At 60.4% G+C, this 21,006-nt stretch carries 20 protein-coding genes; 8 read left to right on the top strand and 12 right to left on the bottom strand.

The genetic code is table 11. From position 1 onward, the window contains the following. Positions 1-133: 133 nt before the first annotated feature. Genes ADU59_RS22550 through ADU59_RS22560 form a run of 3 tightly spaced genes read left to right on the top strand, consistent with a single transcriptional unit; the run spans position 134 to position 2,633 of the window. Positions 134-757 carry a DUF1285 domain-containing protein gene (locus ADU59_RS22550; protein WP_068956768.1) on the top strand — a complete coding sequence of 208 codons (624 nt, stop codon included), beginning with the start codon at positions 134-136 and terminating at the stop codon, positions 755-757. Beyond that, a complete protein-coding gene (locus ADU59_RS22555; RefSeq protein ID WP_068956770.1) occupies positions 754-1,386 on the top strand; it encodes a CoA pyrophosphatase in 633 nt (210 codons plus the stop codon). Before ADU59_RS22550 ends, ADU59_RS22555 begins: the two co-directional genes overlap by 4 nt. Continuing rightward, positions 1,383-2,633, top strand: a complete 1,251-nt coding sequence (locus ADU59_RS22560; RefSeq protein ID WP_068956772.1) for a CCA tRNA nucleotidyltransferase — start codon at positions 1,383-1,385, stop codon at positions 2,631-2,633. The genes ADU59_RS22555 and ADU59_RS22560 overlap by 4 nt, the downstream gene beginning before the upstream one ends. Positions 2,634-2,654: 21 nt before the next feature. Here the strand turns inward: ADU59_RS22560 and ADU59_RS22565 are convergent, their stop codons facing one another. Then, positions 2,655-2,840 (bottom strand): DUF1059 domain-containing protein, encoded by a 186-nt coding sequence (locus tag ADU59_RS22565; RefSeq protein WP_068956774.1) that lies wholly within the window; start codon positions 2,838-2,840, stop codon positions 2,655-2,657. Between the two features lie 304 nt (positions 2,841-3,144). On the opposite strand from ADU59_RS22565, the gene ADU59_RS22570 reads away from it, so the two are divergent. Together ADU59_RS22570 and ADU59_RS22575 are read left to right on the top strand one after the other, a co-directional pair. Further along, positions 3,145-3,555, top strand: coding sequence for a DUF4168 domain-containing protein (locus ADU59_RS22570; protein WP_068956776.1), 411 nt, complete (start codon positions 3,145-3,147; stop codon positions 3,553-3,555). A 179-nt stretch (positions 3,556-3,734) separates the two neighbouring features. After that, entirely contained in the window at positions 3,735-4,280 is a 546-nt protein-coding gene (locus ADU59_RS22575) for an adenine phosphoribosyltransferase (RefSeq protein WP_068956963.1), read from the top strand. Between the two features lie 7 nt (positions 4,281-4,287). Here the strand turns inward: ADU59_RS22575 and ADU59_RS22580 are convergent, their stop codons facing one another. The 6 genes from ADU59_RS22580 to ADU59_RS22605 form a co-directional block, all read right to left on the bottom strand. Next, positions 4,288-4,755 (bottom strand): MaoC family dehydratase, encoded by a 468-nt coding sequence (locus ADU59_RS22580; RefSeq protein WP_068956778.1) that lies wholly within the window; start codon positions 4,753-4,755, stop codon positions 4,288-4,290. After that, positions 4,752-5,207, bottom strand: a complete 456-nt coding sequence (locus tag ADU59_RS22585; RefSeq protein WP_068956965.1) for a MaoC family dehydratase — start codon at positions 5,205-5,207, stop codon at positions 4,752-4,754. The genes ADU59_RS22580 and ADU59_RS22585 overlap by 4 nt, the downstream gene beginning before the upstream one ends. A gap of 96 nt (positions 5,208-5,303) precedes the next feature. Next, positions 5,304-6,746, bottom strand: coding sequence for a hypothetical protein (locus ADU59_RS22590; RefSeq protein ID WP_068956780.1), 1,443 nt, complete (start codon positions 6,744-6,746; stop codon positions 5,304-5,306). 191 nt (positions 6,747-6,937) lie between these two features. After that, the gene (gene ychF / locus ADU59_RS22595; RefSeq protein WP_068956782.1) at positions 6,938-8,041 is read right to left on the bottom strand and encodes a redox-regulated ATPase YchF; all 1,104 of its coding nucleotides are present in this window, start codon (positions 8,039-8,041) and stop codon (positions 6,938-6,940) included. A 153-nt stretch (positions 8,042-8,194) separates the two neighbouring features. After that, positions 8,195-8,812, bottom strand: coding sequence for a peptide chain release factor H (gene prfH, locus ADU59_RS22600; protein WP_068956784.1), 618 nt, complete (start codon positions 8,810-8,812; stop codon positions 8,195-8,197). Then, complete coding sequence (locus ADU59_RS22605; protein WP_068956786.1) at positions 8,805-10,022, bottom strand: RNA ligase RtcB family protein; 1,218 nt, start codon at positions 10,020-10,022, stop codon at positions 8,805-8,807. The genes prfH and ADU59_RS22605 overlap by 8 nt, the downstream gene beginning before the upstream one ends. A gap of 335 nt (positions 10,023-10,357) precedes the next feature. On the opposite strand from ADU59_RS22605, the gene clpS reads away from it, so the two are divergent. Further along, entirely contained in the window at positions 10,358-10,669 is a 312-nt protein-coding gene (gene clpS / locus ADU59_RS22610) for an ATP-dependent Clp protease adapter ClpS (protein WP_068956788.1), read from the top strand. Between the two features lie 42 nt (positions 10,670-10,711). On the opposite strand, the gene ADU59_RS30385 is transcribed toward clpS, so the two are convergent. From ADU59_RS30385 to ADU59_RS22630, 5 genes are all read right to left on the bottom strand, one after another. Then, complete coding sequence (locus tag ADU59_RS30385; protein ID WP_139093210.1) at positions 10,712-11,302, bottom strand: hypothetical protein; 591 nt, start codon at positions 11,300-11,302, stop codon at positions 10,712-10,714. Between the two features lie 128 nt (positions 11,303-11,430). Continuing rightward, positions 11,431-12,144, bottom strand: coding sequence for an aminoacyl-tRNA hydrolase (pth, locus tag ADU59_RS22615; RefSeq protein WP_068956790.1), 714 nt, complete (start codon positions 12,142-12,144; stop codon positions 11,431-11,433). 106 nt (positions 12,145-12,250) lie between these two features. Beyond that, the gene (locus tag ADU59_RS22620; RefSeq protein WP_068956792.1) at positions 12,251-12,967 is read right to left on the bottom strand and encodes a substrate-binding periplasmic protein; all 717 of its coding nucleotides are present in this window, start codon (positions 12,965-12,967) and stop codon (positions 12,251-12,253) included. Between the two features lie 22 nt (positions 12,968-12,989). Further along, positions 12,990-15,371 carry a putative bifunctional diguanylate cyclase/phosphodiesterase gene (locus ADU59_RS22625; RefSeq protein ID WP_068956794.1) on the bottom strand — a complete coding sequence of 794 codons (2,382 nt, stop codon included), beginning with the start codon at positions 15,369-15,371 and terminating at the stop codon, positions 12,990-12,992. Positions 15,372-15,610: 239 nt separating this feature from the next. Then, positions 15,611-16,216 (bottom strand): 50S ribosomal protein L25/general stress protein Ctc, encoded by a 606-nt coding sequence (locus ADU59_RS22630; RefSeq protein WP_068956795.1) that lies wholly within the window; start codon positions 16,214-16,216, stop codon positions 15,611-15,613. 341 nt (positions 16,217-16,557) lie between these two features. Between ADU59_RS22630 and ADU59_RS22635 the strand changes: the two genes are divergently transcribed. Together ADU59_RS22635 and ADU59_RS22640 are read left to right on the top strand one after the other, a co-directional pair. Further along, positions 16,558-18,648 (top strand): putative bifunctional diguanylate cyclase/phosphodiesterase, encoded by a 2,091-nt coding sequence (locus ADU59_RS22635; RefSeq protein ID WP_068956797.1) that lies wholly within the window; start codon positions 16,558-16,560, stop codon positions 18,646-18,648. Positions 18,649-18,901: 253 nt separating this feature from the next. Beyond that, complete coding sequence (locus ADU59_RS22640; protein WP_068956799.1) at positions 18,902-20,998, top strand: putative bifunctional diguanylate cyclase/phosphodiesterase; 2,097 nt, start codon at positions 18,902-18,904, stop codon at positions 20,996-20,998. Positions 20,999-21,006: the final 8 nt, after the last annotated feature.

Genomic DNA, 21,006 nt, shown 5'->3' on the forward strand with positions numbered 1-21,006 from the left:
CGCGAAAAGCGCTCTTTCCGTCTCTGTTTTTCAATCTATGCTCCGCCCGGTGGCTGACAAGACGGGAGCAACGCACTATCTCGTGAGGCGGTGCTCGATAAAACGCAAGAATAGGGCCAAACGGGACGGAACGATGGCGGATGCCGAAATAGATATGACTGGCGATGCGGCAGGCCTGGCGGCGCTGATTGCGCGTGCGGCCGGGCAGACAAACGGGAAAACCCGGGGTTTGCCGCCCGTAGAGCGTTGGAATCCGCCGTTTTGCGGCGATATCGACATGGAAATCCGCGCCGACGGCACCTGGTTCTATATGGGGACGCCGATCGGCCGGCAGCCGCTGGTGCGGCTGTTTTCCACCGTTTTGCGCAAGGACGGGGACGGCCGGACCTATCTCGTAACTCCTGTGGAAAAACTCGGCATCCGCATCGCCGATGCGCCTTTCGTCGCCGTCGAGATGACTGTGACGGAACAGGACGGCACGCCGGTCATCACCTTCCGCACCAATGTCGGCGATGTCGTGGAGGCGGGCCCGGAGCATGGTCTTCGCTTTGTCGTCCATGGTGAGAACAGCGAGCTGAAGCCCTATCTGCATGTGCGCGGACGGCTGGAGGCGCTGGTTTCACGCGCCGTGATGTACGATCTGGTGGCGCTGGGTGAAACGGTCGTGATCGATGGCATCGAGATGTTTGCCGTCCGCTCGGGCGGCGTGGTCTTTCCGGTCATGCCCGCCGAGGAACTGGAAGCGCTTTCGGCATGACGGATCTCCTGTTTTCAGCCGACGAATTCCGTCGCCGTGCGCGCCAGCAATCCGGCAATCCGGTGGATGAGGCGTGGCGCGAGCATGGCGATTTCCTCCTCAATCCCGATACCATCCCCTATCTCGAAACGCTGAAGCTCAAGGATGCCGCCGTTCTCGTTCCGGTCATTGACGACGGCGACGAGGCCCGCGTCATCTTCACCCAGCGGACGGTGAGACTGCGCAAGCATTCCGGGCAAGTCGCCTTTCCCGGCGGTGCCATCGATCCGGAAGACGATACGCCGGAACGCGCGGCCCTGCGCGAAGCGGAAGAGGAAATCGGCCTCGACCGGCGTTTCGTCGAGACAGTTGGCCGGCTGCCCCACTACATGGCGATGTCCGGGTTCCGCATCACGCCGATTTTGGCCGTGGTACAGCCGGGATACGACCTGATACCCAACCCCGACGAGGTGGCCGCCGTCTTTGACGTGCCGCTGTCGTTCCTGATGAATCCCGGCAATCACGGTCTCGGTCAGGCGACATGGCAGGGGGCCGAGCGGCATTTTTACAGCATGCCCTATGGCGAGCGGAACATCTGGGGCATTACCGCGGGCATTGTCCGCATGTTGTATGAAAGGCTTTACGCATGACTTCCGTTGCCACCGAGGCCTGGTTTTCGGCGCCTGCGTTGCGTCGCGTCTTCGATCTGTTGAATGCCGATGGCGGCGAGGTTCGCGTCGTTGGCGGCGCGGTGCGCAACAGCCTGATGGGCGTTGCCGTCGCCGATATCGATATGGCGACCACGCTGCTGCCGGAAGAGGTCGTCGCCCGTGCCAAATCCGCCGGCATCAAATCGGTGCCGACCGGGATCGAGCATGGAACGGTGACGCTGGTCGTCGACGGCACGCCATACGAGGTGACGACGCTGCGCCGCGACGTCGCGACTGACGGTCGCCGTGCCGAGGTTGCCTTCGGCACGGATTGGCAAGTGGACGCCGAGCGGCGGGACCTGACGATCAACGCGCTCTATGCCGATGCGAATGGCGACGTGATCGATCTCGTCGGCGGTCTGGCCGACATCGAAAAACGCAGCATCCGCTTTATCGGCAACGCTGCCGAGCGTGTTGCCGAAGACTATCTGCGCGTGCTGCGCTTCTTCCGCTTCTTTGCCTATTACGGTTCCGGCCGTCCGGATGCCGACGGTTTGCGCGCCTGTGCGCAGGCCCGTTCAAAGCTGTCGGGGCTTTCCGCCGAGAGGGTGTGGTCGGAACTGAAGAAGCTGCTTTCGTCCAGGGACCCGGGGCGGGCGCTGCTGTGGATGCGCACCTCCGGGGTGCTCACCGAAATTCTGCCCGAAAGCGAGAAATGGGGCATCGATGCCATCCCGGCGCTGATCACTGCCGAGCAGACATTCGGTTGGCAGCCGGATCCGCTGCTGCGGCTGGCGGCCGTTGTTCCGCCGGATGCGGAGCGGCTGGAGGCGATGGCAAAGCGGCTGCGGCTGTCGAAGGCTGAGGCCGCCACATTTGCGGCATGGACAGACGCGCCGCGTCTGCCGGCTGATATCGCCGATACGGCGTTCGACCGGCTGCTCTACCGGCACGGCGCAAACGGGCTGGGCACTGCTCTGCGGCTTGCACTGGCCTCGTCGCGGCAAAAATCGGAGAACGATCCGGCGCAGCTGCCGGAGACGGCACGGCTTCACCGGCTGCTGACGCGGGCGCAGAAGTGGCAGAAACCGGTCTTCCCGCTGACGGGTGCCGATGTTCTGGCCACCGGTATTGCCGCCGGACCGCGTGTCGGCGAAATCCTCGGGCAGCTCGAGGACACGTGGGTGGATGGCAATTTCAATGCGGACCGGGCAACGCTGGTTGCCCGGCTGCAGTCGCTAGTCTGAAATCAGGCGACGATCTGAAGATCAGGCCGCTTTCGTTTCCTCGACGATCCGCGCCTTGATGTTGTCGACCATGTTTTCGCGGATCAGCGTTTCGCCGTGGGACTGACGCAGATGCTCGACGGCGCGGCGCACGACTTCGGCGTCGCTGTCGGCGCGGGTGTGCCAGTCGCAACCGGGTACGAGGGACCCGCATTCAAACAATCGCATGATGCTCCTCCTTGCGTGTTTGTCCATTCCGCCCGAACGGTGGTTTCCGGTGGGGGAAGGCGTCCAGTATAACCGAAAAAGGCGCGGATGGTTCCCCGGGCCACGAGAAACGTCTTCACGTTTTTGAGGGTGCTTCCGGCTTGAAAACGGGCGGCCGGCCGCGGCGTGATCGCGACATGACCTTGAAGCTTCCTTCTCAGGGCCACATTGTCGCCCGATCCATCCTGAAGTTTGGCAGCGGGATTATTCCCACCGGAAAGGCGGTGCAAACCGTCTTGAGACTGACTTAAGGAAGGACACGCATATGACCATTCGCCACATGCCCGTCGCAGCTCTGACCGCTGCCGCGCTCAGCCTGATCGTCATCAACTCACCGGCTTTTGCCCAAGGGGCTGCCGAACCACAAGCCGCGCAGCCGATGCAGGGGACGGCACCCGCAGCCATCAGCGATCAGAAGATCGAAGCCTTTGCCGTCGCCTATCTGCAGGTCGACAAGGTGCGCCAGGACTACGCCGCCAAGATCGGCGCCGAAAAGGACGCCGCAAACAAGCAGAAGCTTCAGAACGAAGCCAACAAGCAGATGATCAACGCGGTCGAAAAGTCGCCCGGCATGTCGCTGGACGAATACAAGACCATCATCACCGCGGCGCAGACCGATCCGGATGTCGCCAAGAAGGTGCAGGAAAAACTGAAGGTTAGCGATACCGCTCAGTAGAGCGTGGCCGGCATTGGAGCAGGGCAAGACAATCCGGTCCTGCTCCACAACTGCCTGCGAAATGCCGGTTATCGCGGCGGCAAACGGCACGCCGCCGTCAAGAATCCACTATAGAAAAGCACGGCTTTGATGCTATGGCTTCGTCTCCCTGAGACGACCGCAAAGGCATGCCGACCATCATGAGCTCTTCTCTCCAGCAGGAACTGATTGCCTCGATCCGCAATATTGCGGATTATCCGAAGCCCGGCATCATGTTCCGCGACATCACCACGCTGCTCGGCAATCCGCGCGCCTTCCGCCGTGCAATCGATGAGCTCGTCCATCCCTTTGCCGGTACCAAGATCGACAAGGTGGCCGGTGTCGAAGCGCGGGGCTTCATCATGGGCGGCGCGATGGCGCATCAGATGTCGGCCGGCTTCGTGCCGATCCGCAAGAAGGGCAAGCTGCCGCACGACACGGTGCGGATCGCCTATAGCCTGGAATATGGCGTCGACGAGATGGAGATGCACCGCGACGCCATCAAGCCGGGCGAGAAGGTCATTCTGGTCGACGACCTCATTGCCACGGGCGGCACGGCCGAAGGCGCGACCAAGCTCCTGCAGCAGATGGGCGCCGACATCGTTGCTGCCTGCTTCATCATCGATCTGCCGGAACTGGGCGGCCGCAAGAAGATCGAGGCGCTGGGCGTCAAGGTGCTGACGCTGATCGAATTCGACGGCCACTGAGACCCCGTCAGGTAAACTCGATCACCTTGCTCTCGAACCGGATGACCGGCTGGCCATCCTGGTTTTCGCCTTCGCACAGGATGGTGTTGATCCGCCAGCCCGGCCGCGATTCCAGATCCTTGGCCGCGACGAAGGTGACGAAATAGGCGATAGTGTCGCCGGCAAAGACCGGGCGCAGCCAGCGCATGTCGCGAAAGCCGGGCGAGGGGCCAAGATTCGGGGCAACGATGCCCTCCGCCGCCAGCCGCTTCACCTCGCCCATCCAATAGGGCACGAAGCATTTCATCCAGCCGGCGCAGGTATGCCAGCCCGACGCGCAGAGCCCGCCGAACAGCGATCGCCTGGCAGCCTCGGCATCGAGGTGAAACGGTTGCGGATCGAATTTTTCGGCAAAATGAATGATGTCATCGGCCGTGAAGGTAACCGTGCCGATGCTCTTCCGTGTGCCCTCGGGGTGAAGGTCCGCCAGTTTCATGCCTGCACTTCCTTCGGCTGGCAGCGGATCATGTTGGCGTAGTCGCAGACCGCCACGGTTTCTCCCCGCTGGTTGAGGACGGTGGCCCGCAGCCGCACGATACCGATCTCGGGCCTCGAGCGGGAGACGCGTGCCTCGATGACCGTGCAGGCGCCCGAAAGCGTATCGCCGGCCAGAACCGCCTTCTTCCACTCCATGCTGTCGACGCCGGGGGAGCCTTCCGAGGCCGTTTCGTGGATATAGCTGTCGCAGAGCATGCGCATCATCATGGCGCTGGTATGCCAGCCCGATGCTGCCAGTCCGCCGAGAATGCTGGCTTTGCCGCCGTCTTGTGACAGGTGCATCGGCTGCGGATCGAATTCCGAGGCGAAGGCGACGACGTCTTCCGCCGTCACCGTCACCGGCTTGAACTCGAACCGCCTGCCGGCCGGAAAATCTTCGAAATGAAGCATGTCCATGTCCTCCAACGGGGATGTTCTAGCACTCGGGTTTGTGGCTGCAAATGACAGCAGGCTGCAACGCTGCCGTTGTTCGCCGTCAACCGATGGCTAGAAGGGCAGGTCCTGACCGTTGATCTTCACCTTCTTGTTCTCATCGACGGCGATGTTCCACATCTGGCGGCCATCGGGCGTCTGCTTGGCAAACCCCTTGATCATCAGCAGCATGAAGGCTGCCTGGCCGAACTGCGGCACGGTCGCGGCATTCTCCTGCAGATAGGAAATCGTCTTGTCGAAATCCTTTGCGTAAAGGGTCAGGTCGGTGTTCTGCCGGCCCGGCTGTTCGGGATAGACGATGGTCGTGCCCGAGAGGCTGAAGTCGTAGACGGAGGATCGCGCCGAGACGTCGTTATATTTGATCGTCAGAGCGCCACCCGGCAGGAAGAGGCGGCCGGCCTCCGCCGCCTGGGCATCGGTCAGCGTCTTGTCCGCGTTGAAATCGGCATGATCGATGAAATAGGTGATGCCGCTGGCGAGGTTGAGGTTTTCCAGCGAAATATGGGTGCTGACGGTGTCCGGCAGCGCCGCCTTAAACGCATCCGGCACGGTGCCGGGCGGGACGGACGGTTTGTCGAAGGCGATGCCGATGCCGAAGCTGGCGTTATCCTTCAGGCCGTTGGTATTGATCGTGTAGCGCAGGGTTTCGGCGCCAAACGTTCCGGTGGGTGTGCCCACCTTGAGGTTTGCGACTTCGACCGATTCCAGCAGCGTTTCGAACATCGGCAGATTGGCGCGAACCAGTGCCTTGAGGCGGACCTGCTCCGTTGGAAGCAGCGTTTTCCTTTTCACGGCATCCACGAGAAAGAAGACGATGTCCTGCAGTGGGCGATAGGCAAGGCCGTTGAACGCGACATCCGCCGTCACGTTGTCGGCGGAAATGTCGACCTGCACCTTGGTGGGATCGATGACGGTTTCGGTAAATCCGTTCATCGCCATGTTGGATCGGATATCGACGGTCTCCGGCGTCGCCTTCTTGGTATTGAGGGTCGATGTCATCGAACCGAAGCGGGCCTCAAGGGATTGCTGCGGCGATTTCGACGTCACGGTGATGCCGTCGGCCGTCATGTCCATGGATTTGAAATAGAGCAGGTCGGGATCGACAATGCCTTCGGAGCGCATGGCATCGATCTTGTAAGTGAAATCCGTCTTTTCGGCTCCGGTGGTGAACTGCCCCTTGACGTCCAGATCCGCCGTCTGGGCGAAGTGCCAGAAACCATCCTCCATCGGCCGGATCAACGACAGAAAAGGCTTCAGGCCGGAAATGCTGAAGGTTTTCGGGTCGATATCCTTCAGCAGAACGGTCGGGTCGAAGGTGACTTCATAGTCCTCGGTGCCGGGGCGGACCTTGATCAGGCCCGATTTCGCCAGCTCGCCGGGCAGGTAGGACGTGAACTTCTGTTCGAGTTGCTGTGCGCCCTGATGGCTGATGTCAGCTGCCTGTACCGATTGCGTGACGAGGGCGGTTGAAAGCAGAAGGGCGGAAAGCAAACGCATCGAAAACTCCTCAATAGGGCCGCAGGACGGCTGCGGGCAACCATACCGTTCATTGCCCGAAGGACAAGCGCTGTCATGGAGGGAATGGTGGATACTCACGAAAAACGCCGCTCGTCGATGTCAACGAGCGGCGTCCCGATATCTTGTGTCTTGCGGTTCGGCTGGCCGGTTTGCGACGGCCGGTGCCGGTCTTACGTGTTGAAGCGGAAGTGGATCACGTCGCCGTCCTGGACGACATATTCCTTGCCTTCGTCGCGTGCCTTGCCGGCTTCCTTGGCGCCGGTTTCGCCGCCGAAGGCGATGTAATCGTCATAGGCGATGGTGAAGGCGCGGATGAAGCCGCGTTCGAAATCGGTGTGGATGACGCCGGCAGCACCGGGCGCCTTGGTGCCGCGCGGAATGGTCCAGGCCCGCGTTTCCTTGGGGCCGACGGTGAAATAGGTGATGAGGTCAAGCAGCCTGTAACCGGCTCGGATCAACTGGTCGAGACCGGCTTCATGCAGGCCGAGCGCTTCGAGGAATTCCTTGGCTTCTTCTTCCGGCAGCTGGGCGACTTCGGATTCGATTGCAGCCGAAATCACGACCGTTTCGGCGCCTTGCGCCTTGGCCATCGCCTCGACGGCCTTGGTGTGGGCATTGCCGGAAACGGCATCGCCCTCGGCGACGTTGCAGACGTAGAGGACCGGATGGGCGGTCAGAAGATTGAGGCCCTGCAGGATCAGCTTTTCCTCGGCATCCAGCGTCGGCAGCAGCGTGCGCACCGGCTTGCCGTCCTGAAGCAGCTTGAGGGCTGCGTCCATGACCGGCAGCAGGCTGACGGATTCCTTGTCCTTGGAAGCGGCGCGCTTGCGGGTCTGTTCGGTGCGGCGCTCAAGGCTTTCCAGATCGGCGAGCATCAGCTCGGTCTCGATCGTTTCGGCATCGCCGACCGGATTGATGCGGCCTTCGACATGGGTGATGTCGTCGTCCTCGAAGCAGCGCAGCACGTGCACAGTGGCATCGACTTCGCGGATATTGGCGAGGAACTTGTTGCCGAGGCCTTCACCCTTCGATGCGCCGCGCACCAGGCCGGCGATGTCGACGAAGGAGATGCGGGTCGGGATCAGCTCCTTCGACTTGGCGATATCGGCCAGCTTGCGCATGCGCGGATCGGGTACGGCCACTTCGCCGGTGTTCGGCTCGATGGTGCAGAACGGATAGTTCGCGGCCTGCGCCTGCGCCGTCTTGGTCAGCGCGTTGAAGAGAGTGGACTTGCCGACATTCGGCAGTCCGACGATACCGCATTTGAAACCCATGGCACCTTGTCCATATCTTGAAAAACTTTGCCCTGCCTATGGGGGAAGGGCTTGATATGGTCAAGCCTTGCCGTTCCGCAGCGGTCGCATTTTCCGGTTTGGGCCGCCAAAGCCGGGATAAAAGCGCGCCCGGTGCTGCCGGGCGCGCCATTTTCACAGGCGGAACACCTTGACCTCGTTGCCGCGTTCCAGGTCCTTGTTGGCAAGGAAAAGCGCGGTCCGGGCGTTGCGCGCATCCCGCTCCGCCAGCAGCTGCAGCGCGGCTTGAAGACGGCGGATTGCCGTCGCCTTGTTGCGGTGCTGCGAGCGCTCGTCGCGGCAGATGACGGTGATGCCGCTCGGTATGTGGGTCGCCCGCACGGCGCTGTCCGTCGTGTTCTGGTGCTGTCCGCCAGGGCCGCCGGCTCGCAGCGTTTCGAAGCGGATATCCTGCGGATTGATCGCTGTGGCATCCGCAGCATCGCCTGCAAGCTCGATGGTGCGAACGCCGACGAACCAGTTCTGCCGCTTGTGATGCGGCCGCACCGTACTCTTGAAAACGAACCGGATGGTGCCGCAATAGCCGTTGGCGAGCATCATTGCGCCATTGCCGCTGATGGTGACGATGGCGGATGCCGGACCATGGGTGTCCGGTGCCCGCGCGGCCGTTGCCTCAAAGATGCAGCCGTGCGCTTTCGCCTCCTTTTCGAGGATGGAAAGCAGCGCGGAGAGCGCGATGCGGCATTCGACCGGGCCATTGCCGGCGGTCACGAGGAGATGGATGTCAACCACGTTTCTGTCTCCGTTCCTGGCGGCGTTCGCGTCCCTTGTCCCGCTTGGCCTCGTCGTGATCGATATCGACCTTCTTGTAGGTGACGAGCGGCTTCATCGCAGCCAGCGGCCGGACGAGGCCATGGCCCGCCAGATCCTCGACCACCTGGGCTGCGTTCTTGTAAGCGCCTGCCGCTTCTTCGACCGCAAGCCGGCGGTCGTCGCAGATGGCCACGCCGCCCCAGGCGTTGCGCAGCAAGCCTTCGCGCTCGCTGCGGGTGTTGCCGGTGCGGCCATGCATGTTGCGGCGATCGTATTTGCGGCCTGCGCCGTGGGAGATCGCCCAATGCGAGATCGCAGCGCCGGCCAGCGGCTCGACCACATAGCTCAGGCTTGCCCGCGAACCGGCGATGGGGGCGATGCCGCCAGCCGTCACCGCTGCGGCGCCCTTGTAGTGGACATGGCCGTGCGCCGCTGCGCGCACGAGATTGTGCGGCACGTCGGCGATCAGCCGGACCTCGGTGCGAAGCACCGCGGCCGCCCGCTCGGCAATGATCTGCCGGTTGAGCGCTGCCCAATCGACGCAGAGATCGTGCCGCGTGAGCCAGGCAATGCCCGCATCCGATGCCGGATCGAGCCCCTCGTCAAGCGAGGCGTTTCCGGCAAGCGTTTCGGCAAAGACACTGGCACCGAGGTTGCGTGATCCGGAATGAACCAGCAGATAGGTTTTCTGCCTGTCCAGATGCACGGATGCTTCCGGGCACAGCAGTTCGTCCACCGCCTGGATTTCGCAGAAGTGGTTGCCGCCGCCGATCGTGCCAAGGGTATCGGCCTTTGCAACCAGCGAGCGGGCGTTGTCCATTGCCTCGCTGTTCATCTGGCCGAAGGCCGGCGTCTCAAGCTGACGCAGCGCCTCCGCGGCCTTTTCAATTTTGAACTTGCGCAGCGGCAAGTCGAGCTCGAAGAGGCCCATGCCGCAGCCGATATCGGTGCCGATCAGCTGCGGGTAGAGACGTGTTGACAGCGCCGCCATGCCGACGGGGCCGTATTTTCCCGGATGAAGGTCCGGAAATCCGGCGATCGACAGCATGCCCGGCATCTGCGCCATGTCGGCGAGTTGTTGCAGGGCGGATCCCTCGATCCAGGATTTTTCGGTAAAGTAATGCGCCACGGCGGCGGGTTTGCCGCACGGCGTGGTATCGGGACCGGAGTCCCCTATAAAATTGCCCATGGATATCTTCCGAAGACAGGGTAAATCGTCCGGCCACGCGGCCGGCTCTTTAGCCCTCGGCAGCGTGTCTACGCTGACTAGGCCTGTGCCCTTGAGGGGCGTGCTGAAATGATGTCGGTCATTGTCGGCTCCCTGTCTCGATAAAATCTGAAGCGCCGTATACGCGAAATCGCGCGGGATACAATCATCCGCCGGCGTGCTTCGGCGACTTGACGGCCGGCCGTGTCTTCGATGTCACAGCCGCCGCATCTTGAACGTCGGGCTGCGCGGTGCGAATATGAGGGAGACAGACGTCATCCGCCGCCAGCCTCTTTGTTTCACGAGAGGAAATTCCGATGAGCGAAAACGACACCACTCTCAAGCCGAAAACGAAGACCAAGCCGAAGCTGGAGCGGCCGAAGCTCTACAAGGTCATTCTCATCAATGACGATTATACGCCGCGCGCGTTCGTCATCATGGTGCTGAAGGCCGTCTTCCGCATGAGCGAGGAGACCGGCTACCGGATGATGATGACCGCCCACAAGCTCGGGGTTTGCGTCATCGTCGTCTGCGCGAAGGACATTGCCGAGAGCAAGGCCAAGGAGGCGACCGATCTCGGCAGGGAGGCGGGTTTTCCGCTGATGTTCACCACGGAACCGGAGGAATAGGCGGTTGTTCTCTCCAGCTCGCATGCACGAGTGGATACAATCTCAAAAGTCGTGCTCTCTGTATGTGACGGGCATTTTCCCGTGTTTCGTCAAGAGGTATCCGACACCCTTTGCCTTGGGAAGAGAAACGCCAGTGTCTAGCGAAACACCCAATTCATTCAAGTATTTCAAAAGAAGGCTGTGAGTGAAGCGGTCCTTCTTTGATTTTGACGTATAATCGTCTCTATTCTCAAATCCAAAAGGCTCGCCGTATTGTCCAAATTTCCACGAGCCTCCGTCGTTTGAGGCGTAAACAGTTCGTCGATTGTTGCCTTCGCAGTAATATTCCAAAATTGTTGCACCGAAAGAGGTGACCTGTCTGGTTGAAGGATCGGTGAGTTGATCGCTCATGACCACGCGAATTGCGTCTGTTCTCAGCCTTGAAGACAATACCTGGGGTGGTGCTGCATCCGTTCCGTCGACACCATTGTCGAAATACAGCGTCCAGTTTTCATCGATTGGCCAGAAGAGATATTTCGTCGATACGGGAGATGTCAGAGGCAGTAATGCACTCAGCGCGGCATTGATGCTTTCCTCACGTCTCTGCAGGTCAAGCTTGAAACTAAAGTCACGTAGAATGTCATTCTGCCACAAGAGAAACTCATCTGCCGCTAATTTACAGGGGCATTTGATTAGGCCAAAGGATTCACGCCAATGTGGCGTACTTAACAAACTCAAACTGGGCCCCCATGTACTTTGGGTTTCGGGTCTGTAGCACCGGCCTATTCGCCCTTGTTGCCGAACAGCTTCTTCAGCATGTCGGCCATCGGTCCGGTCGTCGGCAGGATTTTGGGCTGGGCGCTGTTGCGGGCCTGGCGGATATGGGATTTGCCGGCGGGTTTGGCAGGCGCAGGCTCGGGCTCCGGTTTGCCGCCCGTCGCAAGCGTCAGCTTGTTCAGGAGCTGCGAATCCTCAGCCTTCACCAGCATGTCGGCATTGTCGGCAAGCGCATCCAGCAGCGGTTCCAGCCAGACGCGGTCGGCCTTGGCGAAGTCGCCGAGCACATGGTTGTGCACCTGTTCCTTGGAGCCCGGATGGCCGATGCCGAGGCGCAGGCGGCGGTATTCCCGGCCGCAATGGGCGTCGAGCGACTTGATGCCGTTGTGGCCGCCATGGCCGCCGCCCGTCTTGATCCGCGCCTTGCCCTGGATGAGATCGAGTTCGTCGTAGATCGCCAGAATATCCTTCGGCTCCAGCTTGTAGAAACGCATGGCCTCGCCGACGGCTTCGCCCGACAGATTCATGAAGGTCTGCGGCTTCATCAGGAGAACACGCTCGCCGGCGATCTCGCCCTCGGAAATCAGTGCCTTGAACTTCTTCGACCATGGCGAAAAACTATGACGCCGCTGGATCGCGTCGACGGCCATGAAACCGATATTGTGGCGGTTGCCGGCATATTGGGCGCCGGGATTACCAAGACCTGCGAAAATCAGCATCGAACATATCTCTAACAGTCGGACAGACCTGTCTTGCACCGCGTCGGCGTCCCGATGTCAACCGTTCACGCAACACAGGCGGTACTTTTCCCGGCGGGCTCTCCTGCTAGCGGTTCGGGCGCAGCCCGTATTTGACCATTATCCGGTCCTGTGTCCCGTTGCCGATCAGCCTGTCGAGCTGCGCTTGCATCTTGACGATCAGGTCATCCGGCAGGCTGAGATTGCAGGCGAAGCCGTACAGTTTCCCCTCCAGGACAAGAGCGGATTCCAGCGCCTTGCCTTGATCGCGCATGGTTTCAAACGTCTTTTTTGACGTCATCATCAGATCGATGCGGTCGCTCAGCAATTTCTTCACCGTTGTTTCCATGTCGGCGGCGAGATCGATCTTGGGGAAATTGTTTTTCGTGAGGAAATTGGCGGAAAAATCCTCGCGCTGCGTTCCGATGGTGAAGCGCTTGGCTTCCTCGATATTGGCGGGATTGACGCCGGAACCGGCCTTGCGCACCATGACCATATGATCGATCAGCAGAGGTTCCACCCATTTGAAGCGTTTGTCGCGCTCGTCGTCATGCCCGGTGGTGAACAGGCAGGTCCAGGGCTGGTTTTCCGTGATCGACAGCGCTCGCGCCCAGGGCAGTATTTCCAGGGAATACTCGATACCGAGCGCTTTCATCATCAGCTCTGCCTGCTCGACGGAGGCCCCCTGGATGGTACCGTTCTCGTGAAAATTATAGGGAGGATATTCCTCTGTCAGCAGCTTGAGCGTCTCGGCATATGCCGTTCCGGAGAGGAGAAAAACGAGCGCGAAAATGACGTGTCTCATACCCGTTCTCCTCCCATCCCTGTCATGCGCGGGTGGTGACCTTTGCCTCTGACTCCATCTCCAGCATCAGTAGCATATTTTCGATCGGCATTGGCCGGCTGAAAAGGTAGCCCTGGCCGAAGTCGAGGCCCAGCTTGCGCAGAAGTTCCCACTGTTCTTTCGTCTCGATGCCTTCGGCAACGACGGTACAGCCCATCTGATGGGAGATCGTGCGGATGCCCTTGATCAGCATGCGGCTCTTGCGCCGGATGTCGGCGGTTCCCGTGGTCAGGGAGCGGGTGAAGGACTGGTCGACCTTGACGATATCGACGGGGAAGCGGTTGAGATAGCTGAGCGAGGAGTAGCCGGTGCCGAAATCGTCGAGGGCGATGCGACAGCCGAATTCGCTGAGTTGCTTCAGCACCGCGTGCACATCCGGATTGTCGAGCATCAGCACGGCTTCGGTAATCTCGATGACGATGCGGGCCGGGGAGATATGGTGTTTGAGTAGCAGGGCGGCAAGCTTGTGCGGCAGTGTCTGCTCGAACTGGAGCGGCGAGAAGTTGACGGCGAGATAGGTGGTCTCGGTTCCTTCGAGCTGTGTCAGGCGGGCAAGATGGCCGATGGCTTTTTCCAGCACGCGTTCGCCGATGCGGGCGATCGTGCCGGTTTCCTCGGCAATGCCGATGATCCTGGCCGGCGGCAGGATGCCCTTGTCCGGATGGTTGAGCCGCATCAGCGCCTCGAAGCCGGCGATACGTCCATCGCTCAGATCGACGATCGGCTGCAGATAGGCTTCGAACCAGTCCTCCTTCAGGCCTGCCTCGATGTTCTGTTCCATCTCGTGGCGTTCGCGGGCGGTGTCGAGCATGCTAGCATCGAAGACAAGCATGCCGTTCTTGCCATCGCGTTTGCGGGCATACATCGCCATGTCGGATTTCAGCAGCAGTTCGGCGGCATTGGTCGCATGAACGGGATAGAGAGCGATGCCGATGCTGGCGCTTACCGAAAGCTCCACGCCCTCGACCAGGATCGGTTGGCCCAGGCTGACGCAGATGCGCTCGCCGATTTCGCTGGCGAGCGCCTCGACTTCCGCCGCATTGACCAGGATGGCGAATTCATCGCCGCCGAGCCGCGACATCGTATCGTCCGGGCGCAGCGTGGTGCGGATACGGGAAACGACCTGACGCAGCACTTCGTCGCCGGCGGCATGACCGAAATTGTCGTTGATCCACTTGAACCGGTCGAGGTCGATGAAGATGCAGGCCAGTTGCATGGCATGATCGTCTGCATCGCGAATGGCCTCGTCGAGGGCGGCTTCAAAGCCCTGGCGGTTGAGAAGGCCGGTCAGATGATCGGTGATCGCCTGTTCGTGGTTGCGGCTTTCAGCCCGCTTGAGTTCGGTCACGTCCGTCATGACGGAAAGGGAGAGGCCGCCGCGCTCGTCGCTGGCGGCGCTTTTCATCTCCAGGATCAGAACCGTCATGGTCTCGCCGTTCGCCTTGATGAACGGCACCGTGACTTCGCAGATATTGGCATGCGTGGGATTGGCATTGCTGCGCCGGGCGCGGTAGGTTTCGTGCCAGTGCGTATCGACAAAATCGGTGAAGGTGCGCCCGATCACCGCGTCGCGGGCGTAACCGGTGGCCATCAGCCAGTAGTCGCTGACGGCGGTGATGCAATTGGCCGGGTCGAGCGAAAACAGCATGGACGGCGTGAGGTTGTAGATATCCGTCGCGCGGCTGTGGGCCAGCTTCAGCTCGATCTCCTCGCGTTCCAGCTCGCTTTGCATCTCGTTGAAGTTATGGGCAAGTGCGCCCATCTCGTCGTCCGATGTCCAGTCGACATGGTGACGCGAGCCGAGCTGGCGCGTCGCTTCGATCGCGGCCGTCAGCCGCATCAGCGGCCGGATGACCGTGATACGATTGCCGATGATGGCGGAGGCAAAGACGATGCCGACGGCGACGATCAGAATGACGAAGACGCTCAGCTCATCCTTGCTGAACCGCGACAGAAGGCCGGGCGTGATAACCCATATCTCGATGCTGCCGACGGATTTCTGGCCGTCCCGGGAATCGTAGAAAATTTCCTTGGTGAGAACCGTGTGCGACAGGCTGGCATCCACCGGCCCGGCGGGCAGTTGCACGGAGATCGAATGGGAGCTGTCCTTGACGTGAACGGACATGATCGAGACATCGCCGATCAGCGACTTGGCGATCTGTTCGATACCGTCTGTGTCGAAATCCCAGAGCGGTTTTCCAAGGGCCTGGGCGCCGGCTTCCATGAGAACCTGCGTGTTCTGCAGACTTTCACGGGCAACCCGTTCTGACGACAGGCTCAGAAAAAGCACGATAAGAGGAGCGACGAAGATAAGCATCGCGCCACAGACGATAGCAATAAAACGGTTCTCGACGGAATGCATCATCGGATGCACCCGGTCACGTTACTGGTCTCACGTCGCATTAGGATTCTCGTACACTGAAGCCGGAATAATCCCCCAGCGGCAACTCACCACAAAAATCTTAAATGTTGCTGAAACCCATGGCTGAAAAAATTATAACAGTGGTTGCATGTCCCTGAAATTCTCAGGCCGGACAAGGCGCAATAAAAAACCCGCCGCACACGAGGTGCGGCGGGCTGACAATCAAAGCCGTGAGGCTTGGATTATTCGGATGCTGTTTCTTCTTCTTCCGTCGTGCCGCCAGCCGGCTGCGCGATGGTAGCGATCGTGAAGTCGCGGTCGGCGATAACCGGCGTTGCGTTCTTCGGCAGCTTGATGTTCGAGATGTGGATGCCGTCGCCGATCTTGAGGCCGGACAGGTCGGCCGTCAGGAATTCCGGAATGTCGTCGGCCGGAACAACCAGCTCGACTTCGTGGCGAACGATGTTCAGAACGCCGCCGATCTTGAGACCCGGGGACTTCTCTTCGTTGACGAAGTGAACCGGAACTTCCACGTGGACGACGCTGTCCTTCGAAACGCGAAGGAAGTCGACATGCATGGTGAAGTCACGGACCGGATCCAGCTGGTAGTCCTTCGGCAGGACGCGGATCTTCTCGCCGCCAACGTCGATCGTGGCGATCGTGGTCATGAAACCACCGGCGTGAATCTTCTGGGTGACTTCCTTCGTGGAGAGGGCGATGGAAATCGGTGTCTGCTTGTCACCATAGATGACAGCAGGAATAAGACCGTTGCGGCGAAGTTCACGGGAGGACCCCTTACCAACCCGTTCGCGCGTTTCGGCCTTGAGCTCGTAGGATGCGTGGCTCATGGTCGTACCTTTCTGGTGTTTTTGGAGAGCTCATCCGCTTATCTATAAAGACAGGATGAACCGAGGCGTTTGACCGCCTCATCCGCGTTTGCCTCCAAGGGTGTCTGCGCGGACGCGCGTCCATAACCGAGAACGCTGAGAATTGCAAGCAAAGCCCGGTTTTGCCGGCATGGTGCGGTTTTGCCGGAAAACCCGCTCGAAAGTGGCGATGCAACCTGCGGCACACGTAAAACGGGATATCCTTCAGGGCTTGATAACCGTCAGGTGATCTAGTCCGGATCACGTTAATCTCTCTTAGTCCTTGCATGGCACATTGCGTCCGAGTTTCAAACAGGTGTCCCATGCTCAAGATTCTTTCCTGCATCGCAACAGACCATGATTACGGTCTGCTGGCGCTTGCAACTCTCGTCTGCGTTCTCGGTTCCGTTCTGACCATGCGGCTCTATGCCCGTGTCGGTCGCACCGTCGGTGTGCAGAAGCTGAACTGGCTGTTCATGGGCGGGGTCATCGGCGGTTCGACGATCTGGACGACCCATTTCATCGCCATGCTGAGCTTCAGGCCGTCTCTTGAGCACGCCTACGAGCCGATCCTGACCATGGCATCGCTGGGCGTGGCGATCGGCGTCACGACGCTCGGCTTTTTCGTGACCGCCATGCGCAAGACCGGGCCGACCATCGAACTCGGTGGCGCCATCGTCGGGGCAGGCATCGCCATCATGCATTATATGGGCATGGCGGCCTATCAGATCGCCGGCCGCATGGAATGGGATTTCGGCTATTATGCAGCCTCGATCATCCTTGGCATCAGCTTCGGCGCGGTCGCCACGAGCCGGATTGCACGGCCGGTCACGCGCTTCTGCAAATATGGCGGCATCGCGGCCCTGATTCTGGCCATCGTCAGCATGCATTTCACCGGCATGACGGCGATCACCATCATTCCTGATCCGATGATCTCGCCGTCCGCGGCGCTTATTCCCGACAGCCTGCTGATCATCATGGTCATGGCGCTGACCTGCGTGATGCTGGGGCTGGGTGCGTCGACCTACATCATCGACCTTCATTCCACGCAAGGGGCCGCCGAGCGGTTCCGCCACCTGTCGCTGCACGATCCTTTGACCGGGTTGCCGAACCGCGTTGCCTTCGGCGAGCATCTCGATGAAATCATCCGGCACAGGAACGATGATGCGGCGCGTGTCGCCGTGCTTTCCTTCGACCTCGATCGCTTCAAGGATGTCAACGACGTGCACGGACATGCGGCCGGCGATGCGGTCTTGCGCACCATCGCCGAGCGGATGTCGAAGGTTCTGGGCGAGGGTGAATTCATTGCCCGGATCGGTGGCGATGAATTCGTCGCGCTGACCTCCAATCTCTTCGTGAAAAATGAGGCAAGGACATTCGCGTCGCGGCTGATCGCCGAGATCGGCAAGCCGGTCGAGTGGCAGGGCACGACCTTCCTGGTCGGCACCAGCGTTGGCATTTCGCTCTTTCCGGTCGATGCGCGCGTACCCGAAGAACTGCTTGCACAGGCGGATCTGGCCATGTACCGGGCCAAGGCCGCCGGCTCCAATTCCATCCGGCTCTATGAGCCCTCCATGGATGACGCCGCCCGCAATCGCAGCGTTCTGGCCATGGACATGCGCCAGGGCATCGAGCGCAATGAATTCGAACTCTATTACCAGTATCAGAACAATTCGCTGACCCGCGATGTCATTGGCTTTGAGGTTCTGTTGCGTTGGCACCATCCGGTGCGCGGCATGGTGCCGCCGATGGAATTCATTCCGATTGCCGAGAAGAACGGCTTTATTCATGAACTGGGCGACTGGGTTCTGCTGACGGCCTGCCGGCAGGCGGCGGCGTGGCGGAACCCGGTGAAGATTGCCGTCAATGTCGCGCCGGCCCAGCTTGCCGACACGAATTTCCCGGCCCGCGTTCGCGAAATCCTGTTCGAGACCGGTCTCGACGCCTCCCGTCTCGAACTCGAAATCACGGAATCGGGCATCATCGCCGATCAGCAGCATGCGCTGCACATCATCCGGCAATTGAAGCAGCTCGGCGTCAACATCGCCATGGACGACTACGGCACGGGTTACTCCTCTCTCTCGACCCTGCAGAATTTTCCATTCGACAAGATCAAGATCGATCGCGCCTTCATCGATGGTGTGACCAGCAACCGCCAGTCGGCGGCGATCGTGCGCTCGACCATCATCCTGGCCCAGAGCCTCGATATCCCCGTTCTTGCCGAAGGGGTCGAGAACGAGGCGCATATGGATTTCCTGCGCAACGAGGGTTGCCTGCAGGTTCAGGGCTACCTGTTCGGAAGGCCGATGCCGCTCAGCGAAATCGAACATGTCGTCAATGCCGTGCCAAAGGGAAACGATCAATCCGAGAAAACCATGGAACGTGATGCAGGGGAGGAAAGTGCCGCGGCCTGATTCCGCGCTTCATCCGGCTACGGCATGGGGTGGATGGTCGTGATGATGTATCGTCCTGATACTCTTTTTGATTGCATAGTCTCTCAGTTTTGACGGGCGTTACACCCGGAAAACCGCCGTTTCTCCGGGTGTAACGCCGGAAACCGGCTCGATATTTCCGGCTGAACGCTGGAGAGTCGGGGATGCAACCGCCTTTAATGATTATTAGGGGTTGTATGAAATGATTCCATCCGTATCAGTACGGGTGGTGTCTATGCTCAAGGTTCTTTCCTGTGTCGCCATGGACCATAGCTACGGTCTTCTCGCGCTTGCAACTTTTGTTTGTATTTTTGGATCGATACTGACCGTTCGGCTCTATGCCCGCGTTCAGCGCAGCCTCGGCATGCAGAAGTTGAGCTGGCTGGTCATGACGGGGGTTGTTGGCGGATCGACGATCTGGATGACGCATTTCATCGCCATGCTGAGTTTCAACGCGCCGCTGGCGCATGCCTACGAGCCGACGCTGACGATGGCGTCGCTGGCCGCCGCAATCGGCATCACCACATTGGGATTTCTCATTACCGCGACGGGCAAGCCCGGCATTCTCGTCGATCTCGGCGGCGCCGTTGTCGGGGCGGGTATTGCCATCATGCACTATATGGGCATGGCCGGTTATGAGATTGCCGGCCGGATCGAATGGGATCCCGGCTACTACGCGGCATCCGTATTTCTGGGTATCGGCTTCGGCGCCGTCGCCATGAGCCGGATCGCGCGGCCGGTGACGCGGTACTGCCAGTATATCGGTATCCTCACCCTGATCCTGGCCATCACCACGATGCATTTCACAGGCATGAGCGCGATCACGATCATCCCGGACCCGCTCATCGTCCCTTCGGCCGACGTCATCCCCGATAGCCTGCTGACGGTGGTGGTTGCCATCGTCGGGGTGATGCTGGTGCTTGGGGCCTCGACTTACGCCATCGATCTCCATTCGACGCGCGGGGCGGCGGAACGGTTCCGCCATCTGTCGCTGCATGATCCGCTGACGGGACTGCCCAACCGCGTCGCGCTTGGAGAACACCTTCAGGCGGTCATCGACGGTGAGAAGGTTGATATGGCCGGGATCGCCGTCTTGTCCTTCGATCTCGACCGGTTCAAGGACGTCAACGACGTTCACGGCCATGCGGCCGGTGACGCAGTTTTGCGCGCGATTTCCGAACGGATGTCTCAGGCTTTGGGCGAGGGGGAGTTCGTCGCGCGCATGGGCGGCGATGAATTCGTGGCGCTGACCCGCAATCTCTCTACCGAGAACGAAGCCTCGGCTTTCGCATCGCGGTTGATTGCCGCGATCGTCAGGCCTGTCGAGTGGAAGGGGAAGAGCCTGCTCGTCGGCACCAGCGTCGGTATTTCGCTCTATCCCGGCGATGCGCGCACCCCGGAGGAGCTTCTGGCGCAGGCGGATCTTGCCATGTACCGGGCCAAGGTTGTCGGTTCGAATGCTGTGCGGCATTACGAGCCGGCGATGGACGATGCGGCGCGGGACCGCAGCGCTCTTGCCATGGACATGCGCCAGGGCATCGAGCGCAACGAATTCGAGCTTTACTACCAGTACCAGAACAATTCATTGACCCGCGACATCATCGGCTTCGAGGTCCTGCTGCGCTGGCATCATCCCCTTCGGGGCATGGTGCCGCCGGCCGAGTTCATTCCGATCGCTGACAGGAACGGTTTCATTCACGAACTGGGCGACTGGGTTCTGCGCACGGCCTGCCAGCAGGCGGCATGCTGGAAGATCCCGTTCAAGATCGCGGTCAATGTCGCGCCGGGCCAGCTCGCCAATGCCAATCTGGCGGCGCGGGTGCACGAGATCCTTCTCGAAACCGGCCTGCAGCCGTCGCGGCTGGAACTGGAAATCACCGAATCCGGCATCATCGCCGATCAGCAGAATGCCCTGCGCGTCATCCGGCAGCTGAAGCAGCTCGGTGTCAAGATCGCCATGGACGACTATGGCACCGGCTATTCCTCATTGACAACCTTGCAGAACTTTCCGTTCGACAAGATCAAGATCGACCGGGCCTTCATCGACGGCGTGACGACCAACCGCCAGTCCGCGGCGATCGTCCGCTCGACCATCATCCTTGCCGACAGTCTCGGTATTCCGGTTCTGGCCGAAGGCGTGGAACGCGAGGAGCATATGCAGTTTCTGCTGAGCGAAGGATGTCCGCAGGTGCAGGGTTACCTGTTCGGCAGGCCGATGCCGCTGAGCGAGATCAGCCATGTGGTGAATGCCGAGATCGCGGACCAGCCTGCCGTACAGGCCGACGACAGATCAGAGCCGGAAATCATGCCGATGCGCGTTGCCGTCCGATGAGAGTGATG

It is taken from the genome of Pararhizobium polonicum, assembly GCF_001687365.1.
Taxonomy (GTDB): Bacteria; Pseudomonadota; Alphaproteobacteria; order Rhizobiales; family Rhizobiaceae; genus Pararhizobium; species Pararhizobium polonicum.